The sequence below is a fragment of the Echinicola shivajiensis genome, assembly GCF_018642165.1.
In the GTDB taxonomy this organism is placed as follows: Bacteria; Bacteroidota; Bacteroidia; order Cytophagales; family Cyclobacteriaceae; genus Echinicola; species Echinicola shivajiensis.
Window position 1 is genome coordinate 459,339 of the sequence record NZ_JAHHZM010000001.1, and the last position, 21,586, is coordinate 480,924.

Genomic DNA, 21,586 nt, shown 5'->3' on the forward strand with positions numbered 1-21,586 from the left:
TTTCGACCATTACTTTTTCGGAGTATTCCCCATCTCAATGATGATTTCACCTCCTTTTACCAAATCCTCATGCATCAGGAATTGGGTGCTATATGGCTCTCCATCAAAAGTGATATTTTGGATATAAATATTTTCTGAAGAGTTGTTTTTAACTTTCAATTCCAAGGTGTTTCCATTATCCATATGAATTACAGCCTGATCCACTGTTGGGCTTCCCCAAACATAAGTCCCTCCAGCAGGGTTAACTGGATAGAAGCCAAGGGAGGAAAGCACCAACCAAGCAGACATCTGTCCTACATCTTCATTTCCACTCAATCCATCAGGATCATTAGCATACAGCTCCTTTAAAATATACCTTACTTTTTCAGCCGTCTTGTATTGCTGGTCCACGTAGCCATACATATAGGTAACATGGTGACTTGGCTCATTCCCCTGAGCATATTGGCCAATCAAACCGGTGATATCGCTGGAAGCTTCCTCTCCCATATCTCCTTCTACAATGAATAAGGAATCCAACTTGGAAACAAAAGCTTCTTTGCCCCCTACCAACTCAATCAAACCTTCTACATCCTGAGGCACCAAGAAAGTATATTGCCAGGAATTACCTTCTGTGAAATCCCCCTTCATATGTATGGAAGTAAATGGACTAAAAGGTTCTCTCCATTCTGTATCGGAAACTTTGCCTCTCATAAAACCGACCTCTGGGTCGAAGTAATTTTTATAGTACTGCCCCCTTTTTGAGAAATATTCATAATCCTCTTCCTTACCCATGGCCTTAGCCATTTGGGCAATGCTCCAATCAGAAAGTGCATATTCCAATCCCTTGGAAACATTCTCCACTTCATCATCTGCTGGGATATATCCTAACTCTTTCACTTTATCCAACCCGAATTCATCCCCCATTGCCGTAGTTTTCACAGCTTCAAATGCCAGTTCAGCATCCATGGGAATCCCTTTCAAATAAGCATCAACGATGATGGGAACAGCGCTATAGCCGGGCATGGTATTGGTCTCATTGCCCATTAAATGCCATACCGGTAATTTCCCTTGTTGCTCATAGATCTTTAACATGGACGCCACCATATCCACCATTCTGTCCTGTTGGGTAATGGTATACAGTGGACTACAGCCTCTGTAAATATCCCATAAAGAGAAGGTCGTCAAATTGGTAAATGTTTGATCATTCCTCACCTCACCATCGGCACCCCTATAATCTCCATTTACATCATTAAATACTGAAGGAGCAATCATAGTATGGTACAATGCTGTATAAAACTTCACCAATTCATCTTTCTCCTTCATTTCCACTTGAATCTTGTTGAGCTCATGATTCCAAGCCTTATCTGCATCTGTAACCACCTTATCAAAATCCCAATGAGGCAATTCTTCTTGCAGGTTCAAAAGGGCATTTTCTTCGCTTACCGGAGAGATAGCCACTTTCATTTCCACTACCTCATCCTGCTCAGTTTCAAAGCCCAACAAAGCCTTTACGGCCTTGGCTGTATGCTCCTTGCCAGCAAGAGGTTCATCCATATCAAAAAGCTCGATGGATTGAATAGGCTTGGACAAAACTGCTGTAAAAAACAATTTTTGATCAACTGCCCAACCCTTTGAGTGACGATAACCTGAAATAGTGGTATCATTCACCATTCGAATATGGGTATCTGTTGGACTGTCCCAACCAATCCCCTGCTTCAAGTTGATGAGTATTTTGGACTCCTTACTTGCCGGAAAAGTATAGCGATGGAAGCCCACCCTTTCGGTAGCGGTCATTTCTGCAAAGACATCATATCTATCTACCTTTACCGCATAATACCCTGGTTTCACTTCCTCATTATCATGGGAGAAATAGGAAAAATATCCCGTCTCTGGCTGCTCTGGATCACCTTTATATACCTTGGTATTTCCTACTATCGGCATTACCAATACATCGCCTAGATCACCAATTCCGGTACCACTCAAATGGGTATGGGCAAACCCTATAAGGGTTGAATCTGAAATATGGTAACCTGAGCACCAGTCCCAACCTTCGGTCAGATTCACCGGCCCCAACTGTACTCCTCCAAAAGGTACATTGGCTCCCACAAACACATGGCCATGCCCTCCAGAACCAATGTATTGATTGACATATTGTGTCAACTCAAACTCATGATCTCCAATGGCTTCTTCATATTGAACCTTTTGGCTACATGAAAAACCTACCAGTCCAGATAGCAACAGAATTGCAACTTGTTTAAAATTCATATCTTTTCCTTTTCTATTTTTAAGGATTAATTGGAAATGTACCAATCGGCAGGAACAGCTTTTCTCTCACCATTCTCGTCGATGTATTCCAAGATAAGGGTGTGCCCCCCTCCACCTTCAATAAAGTCCAACTCTATTGGATGAAGTCCAGCATTCAAAGCAACCTGACCGCTTACTTCTTTAGCGGGGTGAAATCCATCATTATCAATAATTTCACGACCTCCAATATATAGTTTACTACCATCATCACTGGTCAAAATAAAGTCATAGATTCTCTTTTCTGGAACATTGATATAACCTATAAACTCAGCTCCAAAAGCACCTTTTGCTAAATCTTCTGGAATACTCAATTGCTCCATTAACCTCACTTCATCTTCCTGATGATCATCCATTAGTGCGGTTTGCTTGAATGTCCCCTTGTGGAAATGCATGGTAAGCCCATTGCTACCTCCAACCTCACTCTCGTTTATGGCTTTCAGGTAAGTTGTTTTTCTGTAAGGCACCTCATATACATCTCCCCGATTTCCTGAAGGCCCGAAAGCTGCCACTTTAAAATCTGTATCTGACTTTACTTTCAGAGGTTTTTCCAAAACTTTATCATCCATTTCTGGGTCAGTACCATCTGTTGTGTACTTTATGGTCAAGAAATCTACGGGAGCACTTACGTCCAATTTTCCTTTTCCCACAAACATATTCTTATCAGCTATGCCATTCAAGTCTGGCAAACGGTAGTTGATGCCTTCCTTCTGCATCCAAGCAAAATGCTTGTTCAACCTTTCTTGGTATCCTTCAAAATCCTTAGGATCCGACCAAAGTCTTTCTGCCAAAGCCGTCATCCTAGGCATATACATATAATCAGCCCTTGCCTCAGAAGGGATATATTCGGTCCAGATATTGGCTTGGCCCCCAATGACTTTATTGGCCTGCTCTGCAGTAAAACCCTCTGGTACAATACTCACGGTATATACTTTTCTCAAAGAGCTCTTATCCGGCGCATAATCAAAATAAAGACCTCCACCCACTGGGGACATAATGATCTCATTACCATTTTCAACTGCTCTGAAAGGGGCTTTTTTAACCCAGCTCCTCCAATACATTACATGGGCTGTCGGGCTGATTCCTCCTGCCAAAGCATCATCCCAAACAATCAATTGCTTCCCTTTGGATTTCACATAAGCTTCCATATGGTTCACAAAAAAGCTTTGCAGCTTATCCACATCTTCGATTCCATTTTCTTTCATCCATTCCTCACACATTGAAGTTTCCCAAAACTCTCTGTCCACTTCATCCGCTCCAATATGTACATACTTGCTCGGAAACAAGGCCATGATCTCATCCAAAACCTTTTCAGCAAACTCATAGGTACTTTCCTGACAAGGGTTCAAAGGACTTGAGAACAACTCTCCCCACTCAGTCTTCTGATCACCTGTCAAATAAGGATAAGCCCTTACCGCGGCACTCATATGTCCTGGCATATCTATTTCTGGAACCACCTCTATATGGTGTTTGCCTGCATAAGCGATAATTTCTTTAATATCCTCTTGGGTGTAAAAACCACCATAAACTTCCTTGCCATCTACTTCTTTGATATTCCAAGGGTCAATAATATAGTCCGGATTAGTTTCTGCACGCTCCATACATATGGTATCGTGCTTATTATAAGTTCTCCAAGCTCCTACATCCGTCAGCTTGGGGAATTGTTTGATTTCGATTCTCCAACCTTGATCATCTGTCAAGTGCATATGAAGTTTGTTAATCTGGTATCTCGCCAGTCTATCAATAAACTTCTTAATATATTCTTTGGTAAAAAAGTGTCTTGACACATCAATATGCATCCCTCGCCAATCATACTTGGGCGCATCATTTATTTCTACAGCCGGCACTTCAAGCTCAGCTAGTTTCTCACCTGAAAGGTTCACTGGCAATAATTGCCCAAAGGCTTGAATACCTCTAAAAAAACCAGTTTGGGTGCTGGCCTTAATCACCACTTGCTCATTTGAAATAGCGAGAACATATCCTTCTTCGGCACTTACCTCATTTGAAAATAACAATAATATTTCTCCATTGGAAGAACCATCTTTATCCAAATCATATGCAGATAGCATCTCCTGTAAGAATGAAACTTCATTACTCAAATCTAGCTCTCCGCTTTCAAACTCAATCGCTGTTGATCCAGATAGTTTAAAGTATCCATCTTTCGCTGTCAGCTCAGCAGGATAAGGAATAAGAGGGTATCTTTTGGATAGATGCTCAGCATTCTGAGCCATTGCCGCCACAAATAGCAGCGCCATACTCAAACAAAGGGTGATTTTTTTAATCATGATTTATTAAATACAAAATGAAAAGGATATGGGAGCAATTTACACCCTTCCCCCTTTTCGAACTAATTACTGTTTTGGTTTTAATTGAAATACAAAACAAGGATATTTCAACACTTAAAATTCTTGCTCGGGAATTTTCAAAGTAATTTCATTTTTACAGGGCCAATAAAACATGCTCCAATGCATTCTTTATTATTCAGGAAACATCACTTAGTCTAACTGAAACTCTCCTTCTAAACGGATATCCCTAGAAGATCTTCCCACCAAGATTTTAAACGTACCAGGCTCTACAAGCTTATTCATTTTGACATCCAAAACCTGTAAATCTTCTGAAGTCAACTCAAATTGGATGCTTTGCTGCTTACCAGCTGGAACATTAACCTTATCAAAGCGCTTCAGTTCCATCAATGGTCTTACCGTACTGCTGACCAGGTCCTTTATATATAACTGTACAACTTCTTCCCCATCCACATCACTGGTATTTGACACACTGAAACTCACTTTTACTTTGGCATCTTGCGCATTACCCTCTGTTGCTATACTGAGGTCAGCATACGCAAACTCGGAATAACTAAGGCCATGCCCAAAAGCATAAAGTGGCTCCGCACTGCCCTCTACATAATCATGCCTCTTAGGGTTTTTATAATTATAATAAACTGGAAGCTGTCCTACTGAACGCGGAACAGATACAGAAAGTCTACCTGCAGGGTTATAATCTCCAAAAAGCACATCAGCTATGGCATTGCCCCCTTCTTGGCCAGGGTACCAAGCATCCAGGATAGCAGGAATATTCTCGTCTGCCCAGTTCAAGTTAAGCGGTCTGCCCTTGATCATCACCAATACTACTGGAGTTCCTGTCTTCTTTATGGCCTTTAAAAGCTTCATTTGATCACCTAGCAAGTCTAAAGTCATACGGTCAAAGCCTTCTCCACTTTCCATATCACTGATAACCTCGCCTTCCTTGGTTCCACTCACCTTGGCTGCAGCAGTTTCCTCATATTCTGTATCAAAATCCCTAGCACTGCTACCACCCAATACAACTACAGCTACATCTGCTTGGACAGCTAAAGCAGCAGCTTCCTCAATTTGACTTTGTGTGGTATCTCGAACCGCACAGCCTCTGATATAATCCACCTGAACATCCTTGCCTACCTTGGCCTGGATACCTTCCAAAACAGTTACAATATTACTATTGGCTTGAGGTGCCGTATAATCCCCTAGCTGATTATAAATATTATCTGCATTGGGACCGATTACGGCTATCTTATTTAATTTCTTGCTCAATGGTAAAGTAGCGTTCTCATTCTTCAGCAAGACCACTGATTCCTTTGCCACCCTTCTTGCCAAAGCAATATGTGCTGCTGACCTCACTTTTTGAGCTGCCAATTCAGGGTCAACATAAGGGTTCTCAAACAGTCCCATTTCAAATTTCAATCTTAAAACCCTGGCTACTGCCTGATCCAAAACACCCATATCTACCTTTCCGCTTTGGATAGCAGCATAAAGGTTTTTATCAAATCCATATCCGCCCAAATCCGAATCCACGCCAGCATTGATAGCCAGTTGGGCCGCATCTTCCAAAGTCGCTGCTACATGGTGGCTTCCCTTTAACCCACTGATACTTCCCAGGTCAGAAACCACAAAGCCATTAAATCCCCAATCATCCCTTAAAACATCATTGAGCAAATATCCATTGGAAGTACACGGTATTCCATCGATGGAATTATAGGCGGTCATTACGGATAAAGCACCTGCTTGTACAGCATCTTTAAATGGAGGCAAATAGCTTTGGTGAAGCTCACGGTCACCCACACTCACACTGGTTCCATTATGTCCACCTTCAGGCACACCATAAGCGGTAAAATGCTTTAAGGTAGAAATCACATTTTCACCTGAAGCAATGGACTCACCTTGAAATCCTTTAACCATGGCTATCCCCATCTGCCCATTCAAATACGGATCTTCTCCATAAGTTTCTTCCACTCTGGACCATCTTGGCTCCCTAGCCAAATCCAGCACTGGACCATAACCGATGTGCCCACCTTGTAACCTTGCTTCTAGCGCAATGACAGAAGCCATATCTTGTATCAGCTCAGGATTCCAAGTACTTGCTTGACCTATGGAAGTAGGAAATACCGTCGTTCCAATGGCCATATGTCCATGAGGGCATTCTTCCGCTAAAAGCATGGGAATTCCCAATCGGGTGTTTTCCATCACATACCGCTGCATGGCATTGGTAGCTATTGCAGCTTGCTTGGGCTGTAATCCGCTCTCCAAAGTTTTTTGGGTCCAAGGATCGGCCCTCAATGTCGCCCATAACATTCCTATATTTCTTTCCTGTATGGCTTCCTTAAAAGCGTCGCTAACTTCAGCACCATCTCCGGTTTTCTCATACATTTCCCAGCCCAAAAGCGTAGATAATTGACCTACTTTTTCTTCTAAGGTCATCCTGCTGAGCAGATCTGATACTCGCTCTTCTACTAGTAAGTCTTTTTGTTTATAGGCAACTTGACCTTTTTGTCCAAACGCACTAATGCTGAAGGCCATCAAAAGGCCTCCCGCTATGGCATTTTTTAGGGCAGCTAGGGGAGAAATATTTTTGAACATGATAAACGGAGATTTTTGATTATTGAGGGCAGTAGATGCCCCAAACGGAAAGCTATTTAATTATTTTTTTAGTAAAGTAAAAAGAGAATATCGAAAATATCCCAGATATCATCCGTTTTTTGATAAAAGGAAATAAAACGAAAGAAAACCAAAGCATTTTTTTGAAAGCACAGCACAATTCCCCAGCTAAAAAAATCACTTTTTACTACGCTAAAACGATTATGCTTTCCAGTATTATCCGCAACTAAACTTCCCCAAAAAATATAAGTTGATCTATACTTGCTGTTCAGCATTTGTAATGCGGAACAAAGAATAAAAGGAATTTGCAATTCCAAAAACAGGCAATAATAAGGCATTCCAAGTTCACTTTAAAAATTGGTCTTAATTCCTTATTATCACTTGAAGCGAATCATAAAAAAGTTTGGAACCACAGATGGAGGGGATGAACACGGATGGATTTTAGAAAACCCTGAATCTAATCTAAATCAGCTACATATTTTTACTTTACCCTACAAACCTAAAGGCCTTGACGGATTGCGATGACGCAGCCTTCTCTTTATTCTTTTCTCCCCTTTGCTACTTGATACTCCGTTTTGACACCAGTAACCTTATTTCTCACGGATTCCACAGATTTACACTGATTTAATTCTTTATTTCGGTTAGATATGGGCTACTTTTGAGAACATATTTTGAATGGTAACCCTTACTGGTGCAATTACGGATATCCAGAATTCTTAATAAATCCTATCTCACACGATCTACCAATCCCTGTAAAAGTGCGGGGATGCTGGACATGGTTGGAAGCTAGGGAATTTTTATATTTTTGGTTTATGGAGAATGAGAATAAAAAAATCAGAAGGTACACTGTTTTTGCACAAGCATTGGCAGGAGCTGCAGTATTGATGTTTCTATTTCCAATCGTTGGGCATTTTACACTTGATCTTGAATATGATTTTAAAGAATATGCGGCCTTTGTAGGAGGAACATCTGGTCCATTAGGAGCTTTGGCCGGATTTATTTTTGTATATATAGCATTTCAAGGACAACAGGATCAATTTAATTATCAGAAAGGGGAAAATAGCTTTTTTACTTATTTTGAGTTAGTCAGAGAATCCAAGAAATCTACTTACTATGGAAACAATTATGGAGAAAAAGCTATTGATGAGTTTTTGAAAAATTTAAAAGCTTATATAGCAAAAGAGGAAGTTAAATTAATGGTTCAAAATGGTGAGGATGGAAAGTTGTGCAGTAATGATGAGAGACTTTTTAAAAAAGCATTCATCGTAGGTGTTGAGGGGAGTTCATTTTATAAATCTGGACAGTACGATAATTTTTTAAATATGATTAATGGTATATCCGAGCATATTGTTAAATATGAAGATTTTAATAAGGTGCCTATTTTGGGCTTTATTCTTTCAAGGAATGAAAAGGTTTTAATGTTATATTCTAACTATTTTCATAAAAATCAAGAATATATCTCAACGTTAATAAACCATGGATTGTTAAAAGATATTAGAAGCGACCAGTTAATATATGAGCCTCACAAATATACTTTTAATATAAATGAAATTGAAGAGAGCGAGTTGGATAAGCCTTCTGACTAGCCTTTTCACTGTCCTCTACCCCCTCATAAGCTCGAATTACCTTAGTAACCCGTTGTTCCGCGGCTGTGCCGCGGAACGCCCTAACCCTGAGTCTCCGACTCAATCCTTTCTCATCACCCAAAAAACAACTGTCCTAACCAACCCCATTCATCCCCCCAGTTTAGCTCATGACTAATTCGTCACGAGAGCTTGCGAAGCGATCTCACACCCTATTACGGGATCGCCACGCCCTCCCTCAGTCGGTCTCGCGATGACGCAGCCTTCTCTTTATTCTTTCTTCGTTATTCTTTTTTCTCCTTTGCTACTTGATACTCGATACATGCTACCAACTGCCACCTCTAAAACACAAAAGGCCTTCCGGAAATACCGAAAGGCCGTTTTGTGCGCACGAGAGGATTCGAACCTCCACGCCCATAGAGCACCACCCCCTCAAGATGGCGTGTCTACCAATTTCACCACGTGCGCGGGATAGGTCTGCAAAAGTAGAAAGATATAACTATTGCTCCAAACGTTCACCAAATATTTATGGGCAAAACAAGCCCTCTATCTCATTTATAATCTGATTTCAAGTGAATTAAAATTATATTTTTTTCTCCAAAATAATCCTATGATCTTCCACCGTAGCTCTTTTGATCAGGTCTGTAATCATAAAACCCCGCTTCAATGCAAAGCGGATCATATCCTTGTGCATATTCCTTGTCTTGAAAACCAATTTCACATAGCCTGACTGCTTGGCCCAGTTGGTCTGCACATCTGCCAAAATCCCTGCAACTCCACTACGCCGAAATGCCGGCAACACCCCTCCCATCCAGGAGTAAAACTGCTCATCATCCATGGCATACCCCACCTTAAAACCAACCAACTTCCCTCCATATTCTGCCACCAAAATCAGATGGGGCTTACCTTTGAGCCTATCGACATAAACATCATCCCCATAGGGATCGCTAAACTCCGGTATGGCCACACTTAGTGAAAGCACCTCGGCTATGCTTCCTTCGCGAATAATGATTTCTGGTTTTCCTGATTCAGCCATTAAATATCAACTTCCATTTTAATATCACATCTACTGTACTTCCCTGCTTCTGGAACCACTTCCTTGAACCCCAATTTACGGTACATATTGATAGCCGGAGTCAATTTCCGACTACTATATAATACCACCTTTTTTGCTCCCAAACTTTCAGCCTTTGACAAAATGGCCTGGGCCAAGGCCCAACCAACTTTCTTTCCCTGAGCAGCAGGAACTACACCCATTTTGGTCATTTCATACACACCTTCCTCATGACACTTCAGCGCCACTGTCCCCACTATTTTTCCTTCCAGCTCCGCAAAAATTATCACACCGCCCTGATCAATGATATTTTCCTGTGGTTTCTCCAAAACGGCTACATCGATTGGCTCCAATGTGAAATGCTCAATAATCCAAGCCTTATTAATGGACTCAAAGTGAGGCTGCAGGCTTGGGCTGTAATCTATAATCCTGATGCTTTCCATATTTAATTTTATACTTCACTATATTAAAAATAATTCCCCATTTCCTCCAAACATCCAAAAAGCCCTAGAAGTTGCCCTAAGCTATACTTTTCTGAGATAACAGCCTTAATTACTTCTCCCCTACTTTATTTCTAAAGACACAAAATGTCTGGCTATCTCCCAACTCATCACAACATTATTACGTTAGTTTATATTATAAACATTTTAACGTTTATTAAATTTACATCATGAATACAGAAAGCCCTAGAACCATCGTCCATATGGACCTGGATTCCTTCTTTGTTTCGGTCGAGCGGCTATTTGACAGCAGGCTCAACGGAAAGCCCATACTCATTGGTGGCACTGGGGACCGTGGTGTAGTGGCTTCATGCAGTTATGAAGCCCGTATATTCGGTATTCACTCGGCCATGCCCATGCGTACTGCACGGCAGCTCTGTCCTGAAGCTTTGATCATACGGGGAGATTCAGAACGCTACAGCCAAAAATCCCATGAGATCACCGAAATCATCAGAGAAGAAGTGCCTCTTTTCGAAAAATCATCTATTGATGAATTCTATATCGATTATTCAGGAATGGACAAGTTTTTTGGCTGTTTCAAAATGGCCCATGAACTTCGTCGAAAAATCATCAAAGAAAGCGGGCTCCCCATTTCCCTTGGGCTCTCGGAAAACAAAACGGTCTCTAAGGTAGCTACCGGAGAAGCCAAGCCCAATAATGAAAAAGAAATTCCCTTGGGAACGGAAAAGCCTTTTTTGGCTCCCTTGTCTGTCAGAAAGATCCCCATGATTGGAGAGAAAACCGCCCAAAGCCTTTATGGCATGGGAGTAAAGAAAATCCAGACCTTGCAAACCATGCCCGCCGAATTGCTGGAAAGTGCATTTGGAAAAAACGGCAGAGTACTATGGAACAAAGCCAATGGGATAGACAGAAGTCCTGTTATCCCCTATACCGAGGCCAAATCCATCTCTACAGAAAACACCTTCAGCCAGGACACCATCGATGTCAGGATGTTGGAAGCCACTTTGGTAGCCATGACAGAACAGCTAACCACCAAACTCAGAAAAAACAAGCAATTAACCTGCTGTGTAAGCATCAAAATACGTTATTCTGATTTTGACACCCACACCATGCAACAACGTATCCCCTACTCCTCGGCAGACCACACCCTGATCCCCGTTGTCAAGGAACTGTTCAGGAAACTATACAACCGCCGCCTGCTTATCCGCTTAATAGGAGTTCGCTTCAGCGCACTGGTTCATGGCCAGTACCAAATCAATCTCTTTGAGGATACGGAAGAAAGTATCCGTCTATACCAGGCCCTGGACAAAATCAATATAAAGTACGGTGACAAAACCGTTTGCCGTGCAATCGGCATGAGTGTGGGAAGACGTAGCTTCAACCCTTTCAATGGATTGTCCACTTGACCAAACTAACACTCTTCAAGACTATTATCCTACACTCTTTTTACTTAATTTCGCAGTCGGTTTTCATCCTAACATTATCACACTGGCTAAACCATTACCCTAGCCATCCAATACAAAAGCAATATCATGCAGGAAATTCATCGCATCGAAGCGCAAATAGGACCTTTAAAAAAGCAACTTTCCCAACACCCGCTATATGCAGGGCTGTCCTGCATAGAAGACATCAAAGTTTTCATGGAGCTGCACGTTTATGCCGTATGGGACTTTATGTCCTTGCTCAAAGCACTGCAAAGAGACCTTACGGGAATTTCTTTACCTTGGACACCTGCCAGCAATCCAAGCTTAAGCCGTTTTATCAATGAAATCGTGCACGGTGAAGAGAGTGACATCAATGAACTGGGCGAACCTAAGAGCCACTACGAAATGTACATAGATGCCATGGAACAAACAGGGGCTGACACCAAGGAAATCACCCAATTTACCGGACTGATTAAAGAAGGGTATGCTGTAAAAGAGGCTTTGGACATGGTCAATGCCGACCCTGCTGTAAAGGATTTTGTCAACTTTACTTTTGAAGTGATCGCAACAGGAAAGCCCCACCTTATTGCATCAGCCTTTACCTTTGGGCGTGAAGACCTGATTCCTGATATGTTCATTGAGATTATCAAAAAAGCGGAGCAGGAAAAGCAATATTCTTATAGCAAATTAAGCTATTACCTAAAACGGCATATAGAGCTTGATGGAGACCAACACGGCCCTTTGTCCATGCAAATGATTGCTGAGCTATGCGGAGAAGACAACAACAAATGGACTGAGGCAGGGAAAATCGCGGAACAAGCCCTAAATCAAAGGATCAAATTATGGAATCAAATCAATCACAAAATTGCTAAAAAAGCCCTATTAGAGGTATAACTGACACCGAAACCATTTTTCTAATGATAATTACTTCATCAAGAATTATCCCAATATACCCTACCAACACACTCCCCTTGAAATTAGGGTTTGTTTTGACGCTGTTCATGCTTCTTTGTTCTGAGAACAGCTATGCTCAGAACAAAGAAGTCATTCGCAGCAATCAGCAATGGTTTCGATATTGGAACAAAACCAAATTCAATGAAAACTGGAGTTTGAAATCCGACTTTGGCATCAGGTACAAAGAGCAACTCAATCAAAAAAACAAATATATCGCCAGGACCCGAGTGATATACAATTGGAATGAACAGCTAGAGCTAGCCGCTGGCTTTGCCCATCTTGGCTCCTATCAAGGCGAAGAAATATCCATTATTGAGTCAAGGCCTTTTCAACAAATCTCCCACTCCCATCAAACTGGAATAACTAAACTAAAGCAAAGGCTTTCGGTGGAAGAAAGATCTTTTAAAATAAAGGATGGAGACAATAGTTATAGGGCCCCGTTAAGCTTCCGATTCCGCTACCGTTTTATGGTAAACATCCCCTTGCTTAACTTTCCTTCAAACAACAGGGCTCTTTCACTCCAGGCAGGAGATGAGATTTTCATCAAAAGCACTGAGGAATCTTCCCCTACTCCATTTGACCAAAACAGGTTTATTCTTGGTCCCACCCTTCAGGTCAATGACAATATCAAACTGGATCTTATTTACATGTATCAGTATGCTTCTACCCCCCTTGAAAACATTTATAAACAGTCCAATATTTTCAGGATGACACTTAAACACTATATCAATCTGATGAATTAATATCCGCCTGTGTTTAACAAACAAGGCCACAATATCTAAGATATTGTGGCCTTGTTTGTTAATTGTATTTTATCATTATGCAGGTTCTTTCTCCATACTTTTCTCTCTATGCCGCCTTTGCTCCATCCCCATATTTTGAGAGGTCCCAAGATCCAAAATCCTCGGTGACGACTTGGCTATTTTCTTCACTTTCTTGAGAGTCACTGCATCCAAGAACAAACAAAGCCCTACCACACTTCCAATGACCAATGGGAGCAGCAAATTGTCTGAATAAGAGGCAAAGCTGATCACTAGGAACAAAAAACCAAGTTTAATTAAACCCAAAACAATCGCTACTTGATCATGCCCCATGTTCATTCTCATCAAAAAGTGGTGAACATGAGACTTATCTGCTGCCAATGGCGGTTTTCCATTACGAATTCTTTTAATAAAAACCCTCAGCGTATCTATGCAAGAAACCAGTACCAACGCCAAGCCTGCAGTTATTGGGGCTTGAAACTTCAAATAATGGGTTTCATTTAATATCACTCCATTAGCCTCCACAAAAACAATCGCAAGAATCGCCATCAAAAAACCTATGGTCAAGGAACCTGTGTCTCCCATAAATATTTTGGCAGGATGCCAGTTATACACCATAAATGCCAAAACCCCACCTGACACAGACAATGCCAATACTCCATACACATTAAATCCTGTCAACAAAAACCAGCCTCCTAAAAACACAAAGGAAATCAAGCTCAAGGTCCCCGCCAAACCATCTAATCCATCCACGAGGTTAAATGCATTGGTCAAACCAACTACAGTAAAAATGGTCAATGAGTAGCTCAACCATACAGGCAGTACTCCTACTCCTAAAAAGCCATAGAAACTACTTATTCGAACATCTCCCAAAACAACCACAATGGATACAGCAAACAATTGCCCTAATAGTTTTTGTAAAGGAGTCAACTCAACCAGATCATCCTGAAGCCCCAACAAAAACATCACCCCACAGCCCAAGAGTAAAAACCTAATCTGACTTAGTTCTTCAAAATTTAAAGAGAACGCTAACCCCACTAACATTGCTAGGAATATCCCGATCCCTCCCATGGAAGGAATTGCCTCTTTATGAATTTTCCTTCCTCCAGGTTTATCCAGAAGATTCTTTTTCCTAATTATTTTAATAATAATTGGAATCACCAACAGTCCAACAAAAAAAGAAATCAGGCTTGTAAATAATTGAATCATAACAAAAAACTTAATTGGGTAAATAAGAGAATGTATTCTTTATCATACTTAAACAATTCGAATGCCACCAAAGCAAGTTTGGCCTCATTTCATTTCAAGGGGTGATTCCTACTCAATTACAGAAATTATCCTGTAGAAAACCCTACCCAATTTTACACAAAGGGTAGAAAACAACACGCTTGTTATCTTATCATCCTCTACTAATATGGATGCGTCTTCAAAGCTAATGAGCCCATCACTATTTTCATATACCCCAAAAGGGGTATTTTTGACTTGACCTTGGCCCTCTACCAAACTTTTCTCCATTTTAGCACCTTCAAAATACAATAACTACGATATATTAATTTTATATTTTTCACCTAACCAGTACTTTTATTTCGTTAATAATCTTAAATTGATATTTACTTAAACCTAATTCATTGAGAATAGATTTAAGTGATTCTTGAATAATATTTTCATTTAAGACCCTATGCTTATGATCCTCGCTAGAAATTTTCGCATATTCACCCTTCTTGTTTTATCATTGTCCATTTTTATAACTTCCTGTAAAGATTCGGAAGACCCTTCTGATCCTAATGACAATATTGATGACGATAAAGTCGAAAACCCTATTGTCAACATCAACAATTGGATTCAGGCAAACATGGATTATTGGTATTACTGGCATGCCAGTATGAACAACCCTATCTCTGATGAATCTGCCCCAGAGGCTTACTTTAATCACCTTTTGGTAAATCAAGATCGTTTCTCTGTTATTTACCCTAACTTCCAAGAACTCCTAAGTGCTTTGGAAGGCACCAGCAAAGAAGCTGGATACGAATTCATCCTGTTTAGGGAAAGCGAAACAACTAGCAATGTCTTGGCTGTAGTGCTGTATGTCAAAAAAGGTAGCCCTGCAGAAGCTGCCGGCATTCAAAGGGACGATGTTATTGTAGGAATCAACGATACTCAAATCACCCTGAACAATTACCAAGAATTACTTGGAGACACAGAAGAAGCACATACACTGAACATGTACCGGTATGATGATGAGGAGGAAACATACTTACCGATCGAAGACCCTGTAGAAGTAAGTACCACTATTTTTTCAGAAAACCCACTCTTTATGGATTCTGTCTATACTATTGGTGATAAAAAAATAGGTTATCTGGTTTATAATTTCTTTGCTCCTGGAGACAACACCAGCTTTAACCAAGAACTAGACGAAGTTTTTTCTGACTTTCAAACAAAAGGTATCAATGAGTTTGTTTTGGACTTAAGATATAACGGAGGTGGCTATGTAAACAGTGCGATTAATTTAGCCAGCCTGATAGCTCCAAATATTACTGAAACCGATGTATTCACTAGGACCGAGTACAATAGTAATGTTCAGCCTGACTATATAGAACAATATGGCGAGGCATCCCTTACCAATCATTTCACCAGTAAAAGCCAAAACATAGGAAGCCTAATTGCCTCAAACACTTTGTACGTAATTGCTACGGGCAACACCGCTTCCTCAAGTGAATTGATCATTAATGGGCTAAAGCCCTTTATGAATGTCGTAATTGTCGGTGAAACCACTTATGGTAAAAACGTAGGGTCTATTCCTATTGAAGATGAAGAAGACGAGGACAATGACTACGGCATGCTCCCAATCGTCTCTAAAAGTTTCAATAGCCAGAATCAATCTGAATATAGCGAAGGCTTTACCCCTAACATTCCCATAAATGAATTCGCCTATAGACTTTTACCTTTTGGAGACACCAATGAGGTTTTACTCAAAGCAGTCATAGAACAAATAACAGGCGTCAGCAGTGGAGATAGATTGAAAACATTTGACCGCAAAGTATTGGCCAATAGTTTGGAAAGAAAAGCGAGGTTTGGAAAAATGGTCGAAAGCCCAATAAAACTTCAAGAATAAAAAGGCATTTTATTTATTAAAGATCCAGAAGAGAATGGCTTCTTCTGGATCTTTTTTTGCCCTATGCATCAGTGTCCCCTTTCTTCAAGCTGATATTTTTTCATCCTCAATCTGCAGGGGAAACGCTATTCTGATATTCACAATCTCCTTCTTCTCAAAACCTTGGCAATAAAAAAGCCACTCCTTATGAAGTGGCCTTACCTTATTATATTCTATTTACTCGCAAATCAATTAAGCTCCTTCAAGTTTTCCTGGACAAGTTCGAAACCTGGTGCATTTGCCAATGCTGCCTCAAATGCAGCTTTTGCTTCAGAACTGCTTCCTTGCTCCTTATAAATCAACCCCTTCAGATTCAAAGCTGCCGCCTTCATGCTGACATCCTGAGTAGTGTTATCCTTTTTGGGAAAAGTGAGTTTTTCCTCCTCAGATTTATTGTTTTTGATCAGCATATTCACTGAATTTAAAGCTTCATCATACTTCTTCAAAGAATACTGAAGATAGGACGTCTTATATAAGCTAAACAGATCTCCTGACAAAAGGTGCAGGGACTCAAAATGTGGCAAAGCCCTATCCAATGCTCCCAACTGTTCCAATGAATAAGCAGCTATTTCCAGTGCGGGAATATTTTTATCGTCTGTCTTCAATATATCCAATGCCACCAATGCTGCTGAACTGTATTGCTCAAGTTCAAAATACAATTTTGACAGTCTTTCGGCATAAAAGAGGTTTTCAGGATATTTCTCTATCAAGTCATACAATTTACTCTTGGCCACTGCCGGGTCATTATACCTCAGCGCCATTTGGTAAATTCTTATCGCTGACTGGTCCACAGCCTTTTGACTGCTATCCGTTTTTGCTGGCTGGCTACTGGAATTCACCTCCTGTGCCATCACCCCACAGCTGATCATAAATAACGCTAATGCTGTAAATCTAAACTTATTCATACAATTACTAATTTTCCTTTTTGGTAATACCCTTGGCTTCAGCCAACTTAAACATTAACTGGATAGCCTGTTCTTTATTGTTCTCAATTTGGCCTTCTAATATAGCTTCTTTTATTTCTTCTTTTAATTCTCCCACCGTTTTTGATGGTGGAAGGCCAAATATTTCCATTATTTCTTCTCCAGATACAGGTGGTTGAAAATTCCGAACCTGGTCCTTCTCTTCTACCTCCTGAATTTTCTGTTCTACCTTATCAAAATTCGCCAGAAAGCGCTTCACCCTATTGGGATTCTTGGAAGTCACATCCGCTCGACACAAATTCATCAAATCATCCACATCATCTCCTGCCTCATAAACCAGTCTTCTTACCGCAGAGTCTGTGACCTTATCATTGACCAATGCAATCGGCCGTAAATGCAATCTTACTAATTTCTGCACATATTTCATGCGCTCATCCATAGGTAATTTGAGTTTTCTGAAAATTTTGGGTGTCATTCGAGCACCCTTATCCTCATGCCCATGGAACGTCCAGCCTACCTTTTTATTGAATCGCTTTGTTACTGGCTTTGCAATATCATGCATAATGGCTGCCCACCTGAGCCATAAATCATCAGTAAAATCACAGATATTGTCCAACACCTGTAATGTATGGTAAAAATTATCCTTATGGGATTTATCTCCCACCGAATCGACCCCCTGAAGATCCACCATTTCCGGAAAGAACTGATGCAAAAGTTTACTTACAAAAAGAAGCTTAAAACCATAACTTGGCCTATCTGACAGAATTATTTTATTCAACTCGTCAATAATGCGCTCACCGGATATAATCTCCAGCCTGGAGGCATTGCGCAGCAAGCCATCAAAAGTATCCGGTTCTATATCAAACTTTAATTGGGTCGCAAAACGCACCGCCCGCATCATACGAAGGGGATCATCAGAAAAAGTAGTGTCTGGATCCAAAGGTGTTTTGATGATCTTTCTCTTAAGGTCCTTTACACCATTAAAAGGGTCTATCAGTTCTCCATAATTGGCCTCATTAATGGATATGGCCAAAGCATTAATGGTAAAGTCCCTACGCTCCTGATCTTCTTTCAATGTGCCATCTTCGACAATGGGCTTTCTAGAATCCTGCCTATAGGACTCTTTCCGGGCCCCTACAAACTCCAGCTCCCAATCCTCCAACTTAATCATAGCTGTACCAAAGTTTTTGAAAACCGATAATGGCACATGATAACCAAAAGAACCTGCTACTTTTTTGGCCAGTTCTATTCCACTGCCCACACAGACGAAATCTATGTCTTTGCTTGATCTTTTTAACAATAAGTCTCTTACGAATCCACCAACCACATAAGCCTCAAAACCTAACTCATCTGCACAAGCTCCTACCCTCTTGATTACATCAATCTCTGCTATTTCTTTCGATAAATTCATTAGTCACCTATTTTGACATCACCATCTGGGCTTAGAAACAGTCGCTTCACATCCGATCGGAACAATGGAAATTTGTCTTTTACAAGTCCGGCTTCCTCCTGCTCAAAAGCTTCCTTATATAATAGAGGCCTACTAAAACTAAAAACCACTTTATTCCAGAAGCCCTGCTTTAATATGCTAAACTTCACCTTTCCATCTTCTACAGGGCCATTACTCAATAATGGACTGGCCAGAGAAGTATAAATTGTGGGCTTGGTCGCATACTCTACGATATCTAGGGCAATTTCAGAAAATTGACCAGCCAGTGCGCGGATTTGAAACAAATCGGTAAGTAAATATATCGCCGATTGGTCAGCTACTTCATCGTAGTGATCAGGGTTGATCAACTCGATTTTCTTCCCCACACCTTCCTGGACACAAACTCGGCCATTTTCTCGCAGTAAACGGACAATGGTATTTATTTCCATTTGCTAATTTTTATTTATTTAAACGGCAAAATTAAAATACTTTATGAAGTAGCAGCTATTTTTTTTGAGATTAACTACAATTTACGCCAGTACGCACGCTCACTTACTTATTTTTCAAATACATCTTGATGAATATACAAATATTTTCCCTACCTTTGCCCTTCGTTTGGAATAGAACTAAAACTCGAATAGATATGGCAGTTACTACATTAAAGAGAAAAGCTAGAAGAAACAGGCAAAGACAAGTTACCCGTGTAATTAAGATCAAGCAATTGAATGCTAAGCCTGTAATCAAAAACGTGGACGTAGAAGAACTTAAAAAAGAGTTCTCTAAATAATATTAGCCACTTGTGCATATCAAAAGAGGCCATCCGCCACGGCGGATGGCCTCTTTTGATTTTTTTCATTAATTCCTTAACAATCAAGCACAAAGCTAATTCCAGTTTCGATTCAGCGACAAATCATTCCTGTGGGCCATTTTGGAAGGAGAAACAAAATTTTAATCCATTCCTCCTCCCTCAAGTCAATAATTTTATTTAATTTTGAGCCCCATAGGAATTCAAACAAAACATTATAATATTCTTATGGCATCACCCACCAAATATATCTTTATTACAGGGGGAGTAACTTCTTCATTAGGTAAAGGGATCATTGCAGCCTCATTGGCAAAACTGCTACAATCCCGAGGTTTCAAGGTTACCATCCAAAAATTCGATCCTTATCTTAACATCGATCCAGGAACTCTTAATCCATACGAACATGGTGAATGCTATGTCACTGAGGATGGAGCAGAAACTGACCTTGACCTTGGTCACTACGAAAGATTCCTGAATACCAATACTTCCCAAGACAACAATGTCACAACAGGAAGGATATATAATAATGTCATTACCAAAGAACGTAAAGGTGAGTTCTTAGGAAAAACAGTTCAGGTTATCCCTCACATTACGGATGAAATCAAAAACAGCTTCTATAGACTAGGGGAAGAAGGCAATTACGATGTTGTCATCACCGAAATAGGTGGATGCGTGGGCGATATCGAATCCCTTCCTTTTATTGAGGCCGTTAGACAAGCACGTTGGGACCTTGGGCCAAATAACTTCTTAGTTGTCCACCTTACCTTGATCCCTTATCTCTCTGCTGCAAAGGAACTAAAAACCAAGCCTACCCAACACTCAGTGAAGCAATTACTGGAAGCGGGTATTCAGCCAGATATTTTGGTTTGCCGTACAGAGCATCATTTGCCTGCAGATGTTAAGAAAAAGCTAGCACTATTCTGCAACGTTCAATTAAACTGTGTGATTGAAGCAATGGATGCGGAGACCATCTATGATGTGCCTCTACACATGAAAAAGGAAAAGCTGGACGAAAGGGTAATGTCCAAACTAAAACTTCCTTCCAAATCAGACACCAAGCTGGAGCATTGGAAAGAATTCTTGGGCAAACTTAAAAATCCAACTTCAGAAGTTAACATCGGCTTGGTAGGAAAATACGTTTCTCTTCCTGATGCTTACAAATCCATCATTGAAGCCTTCACCCATGCCGGTGCAGCCTGTGAGACAAAAGTAAACTTAAGCCTAATTTCCTCTGAAGAAGTCAATGCAGAAAATGTAACCAAGAAACTCAGTGAGTTGGATGGCATATTAGTGGCACCGGGCTTTGGAGAAAGAGGCCTTGAAGGAAAACTGGAAACTGTTAAATTTGCCCGTACCCAAAACATCCCATTCTTTGGTATTTGCTTGGGTATGCAAGTAGCTGTAATTGAATTTGCCAGAAACGTAATCGGATTGAAGGACGCCAATTCTATTGAAATGGATCCAGAAACTAGCAATCCTGTGATTTCCTTAATGGAGGAACAGAAAAACATCGAACAAATGGGAGGCACCATGCGTTTGGGTTCTTATCCTTGTGACATTAAAAAAGGCACCAAAGTAAGTGCAGCCTATGGCAAAGCTAAAATTCAGGAAAGACACCGTCACCGTTATGAATTTAACAACAGCTACCTGAAACAATACAATGATAAGGGGATGATAGCCACGGGAATCAATCCAGAAAGTGGATTAGTGGAAATTGTTGAGCTTGAAAACCATCCATGGTTTGTAGGGACTCAATTCCATCCAGAATATAAGAGTACCGTTTTGGATCCACATCCATTATTTGTAAAGTTCATTAAGGCAACATTGGATAATAAAAAGACTAACAATTAA

17 protein-coding genes and 1 tRNA gene are annotated in these 21,586 nt (G+C 40.5%); 7 read left to right on the forward strand and 11 right to left on the reverse strand.

Annotated elements, in window-relative coordinates; translation table 11 throughout:
- Window positions 1-9: 9 nt before the first annotated feature.
- The 3 genes from KMW37_RS01795 to KMW37_RS01805 form a co-directional block, all read right to left on the reverse strand.
- A complete protein-coding gene (locus KMW37_RS01795; RefSeq protein ID WP_215222885.1) occupies window positions 10-2,244 on the reverse strand; it encodes a GH92 family glycosyl hydrolase in 2,235 nt (744 codons plus the stop codon).
- Between the two features lie 26 nt (window positions 2,245-2,270).
- The gene (locus KMW37_RS01800) at window positions 2,271-4,565 is read right to left on the reverse strand and encodes a family 20 glycosylhydrolase (RefSeq protein WP_215222886.1); all 2,295 of its coding nucleotides are present in this window, start codon (window positions 4,563-4,565) and stop codon (window positions 2,271-2,273) included.
- A 210-nt stretch (window positions 4,566-4,775) separates the two neighbouring features.
- Window positions 4,776-7,172 carry a glycoside hydrolase family 3 N-terminal domain-containing protein gene (locus tag KMW37_RS01805; RefSeq protein ID WP_215222887.1) on the reverse strand — a complete coding sequence of 799 codons (2,397 nt, stop codon included), beginning with the start codon at window positions 7,170-7,172 and terminating at the stop codon, window positions 4,776-4,778.
- 830 nt (window positions 7,173-8,002) lie between these two features.
- On the opposite strand from KMW37_RS01805, the gene KMW37_RS01810 reads away from it, so the two are divergent.
- A complete protein-coding gene (locus tag KMW37_RS01810) occupies window positions 8,003-8,776 on the forward strand; it encodes a hypothetical protein (protein WP_215222888.1) in 774 nt (257 codons plus the stop codon).
- A 382-nt stretch (window positions 8,777-9,158) separates the two neighbouring features.
- Here KMW37_RS01810 and KMW37_RS01815 read toward each other — a convergent pair.
- From KMW37_RS01815 to KMW37_RS01825, 3 genes are all read right to left on the reverse strand, one after another.
- Window positions 9,159-9,241, reverse strand: a tRNA-Leu gene (locus KMW37_RS01815).
- Between the two features lie 115 nt (window positions 9,242-9,356).
- The gene (locus KMW37_RS01820; protein WP_215222889.1) at window positions 9,357-9,809 is read right to left on the reverse strand and encodes a GNAT family N-acetyltransferase; all 453 of its coding nucleotides are present in this window, start codon (window positions 9,807-9,809) and stop codon (window positions 9,357-9,359) included.
- Window positions 9,809-10,270 (reverse strand): GNAT family N-acetyltransferase, encoded by a 462-nt coding sequence (locus KMW37_RS01825; protein ID WP_215222890.1) that lies wholly within the window; start codon window positions 10,268-10,270, stop codon window positions 9,809-9,811. The genes KMW37_RS01820 and KMW37_RS01825 overlap by 1 nt, the downstream gene beginning before the upstream one ends.
- Window positions 10,271-10,497: 227 nt before the next feature.
- On the opposite strand from KMW37_RS01825, the gene dinB reads away from it, so the two are divergent.
- From dinB to KMW37_RS01840, 3 genes are all read left to right on the forward strand, one after another.
- A complete protein-coding gene (gene dinB / locus KMW37_RS01830; protein ID WP_215222891.1) occupies window positions 10,498-11,694 on the forward strand; it encodes a DNA polymerase IV in 1,197 nt (398 codons plus the stop codon).
- 126 nt (window positions 11,695-11,820) lie between these two features.
- A complete protein-coding gene (locus KMW37_RS01835) occupies window positions 11,821-12,606 on the forward strand; it encodes a DUF3050 domain-containing protein (protein ID WP_215222892.1) in 786 nt (261 codons plus the stop codon).
- A 23-nt stretch (window positions 12,607-12,629) separates the two neighbouring features.
- Window positions 12,630-13,409 carry a DUF2490 domain-containing protein gene (locus KMW37_RS01840; protein ID WP_215222893.1) on the forward strand — a complete coding sequence of 260 codons (780 nt, stop codon included), beginning with the start codon at window positions 12,630-12,632 and terminating at the stop codon, window positions 13,407-13,409.
- A 75-nt stretch (window positions 13,410-13,484) separates the two neighbouring features.
- Here the strand turns inward: KMW37_RS01840 and KMW37_RS01845 are convergent, their stop codons facing one another.
- Window positions 13,485-14,636 (reverse strand): MraY family glycosyltransferase, encoded by a 1,152-nt coding sequence (locus tag KMW37_RS01845; protein WP_215222894.1) that lies wholly within the window; start codon window positions 14,634-14,636, stop codon window positions 13,485-13,487.
- Between the two features lie 108 nt (window positions 14,637-14,744).
- Complete coding sequence (locus KMW37_RS01850; RefSeq protein WP_215222895.1) at window positions 14,745-14,942, reverse strand: hypothetical protein; 198 nt, start codon at window positions 14,940-14,942, stop codon at window positions 14,745-14,747.
- 217 nt (window positions 14,943-15,159) lie between these two features.
- Here KMW37_RS01850 and KMW37_RS01855 point away from each other — a divergent pair, with 217 nt between their 5' ends.
- A complete protein-coding gene (locus tag KMW37_RS01855; RefSeq protein WP_215222896.1) occupies window positions 15,160-16,539 on the forward strand; it encodes a S41 family peptidase in 1,380 nt (459 codons plus the stop codon).
- Window positions 16,540-16,766: 227 nt separating this feature from the next.
- Here the strand turns inward: KMW37_RS01855 and KMW37_RS01860 are convergent, their stop codons facing one another.
- Genes KMW37_RS01860 through KMW37_RS01870 form a run of 3 tightly spaced genes read right to left on the reverse strand, consistent with a single transcriptional unit; the run spans window position 16,767 to window position 19,379 of the window.
- Window positions 16,767-17,483, reverse strand: coding sequence for a tetratricopeptide repeat protein (locus KMW37_RS01860; RefSeq protein ID WP_215222897.1), 717 nt, complete (start codon window positions 17,481-17,483; stop codon window positions 16,767-16,769).
- Window positions 17,484-17,490: 7 nt separating this feature from the next.
- The gene (locus KMW37_RS01865) at window positions 17,491-18,912 is read right to left on the reverse strand and encodes a CCA tRNA nucleotidyltransferase (RefSeq protein WP_215222898.1); all 1,422 of its coding nucleotides are present in this window, start codon (window positions 18,910-18,912) and stop codon (window positions 17,491-17,493) included.
- Window positions 18,912-19,379, reverse strand: coding sequence for a hypothetical protein (locus tag KMW37_RS01870; protein ID WP_215222899.1), 468 nt, complete (start codon window positions 19,377-19,379; stop codon window positions 18,912-18,914). Before KMW37_RS01870 ends, KMW37_RS01865 begins: the two co-directional genes overlap by 1 nt.
- 194 nt (window positions 19,380-19,573) lie before the next feature.
- Between KMW37_RS01870 and KMW37_RS01875 the strand changes: the two genes are divergently transcribed.
- Together KMW37_RS01875 and KMW37_RS01880 are read left to right on the forward strand one after the other, a co-directional pair.
- Window positions 19,574-19,717, forward strand: coding sequence for a hypothetical protein (locus KMW37_RS01875; RefSeq protein WP_168196248.1), 144 nt, complete (start codon window positions 19,574-19,576; stop codon window positions 19,715-19,717).
- Window positions 19,718-19,963: 246 nt separating this feature from the next.
- Window positions 19,964-21,586, forward strand: a complete 1,623-nt coding sequence (locus KMW37_RS01880) for a CTP synthase (RefSeq protein ID WP_215222900.1) — start codon at window positions 19,964-19,966, stop codon at window positions 21,584-21,586.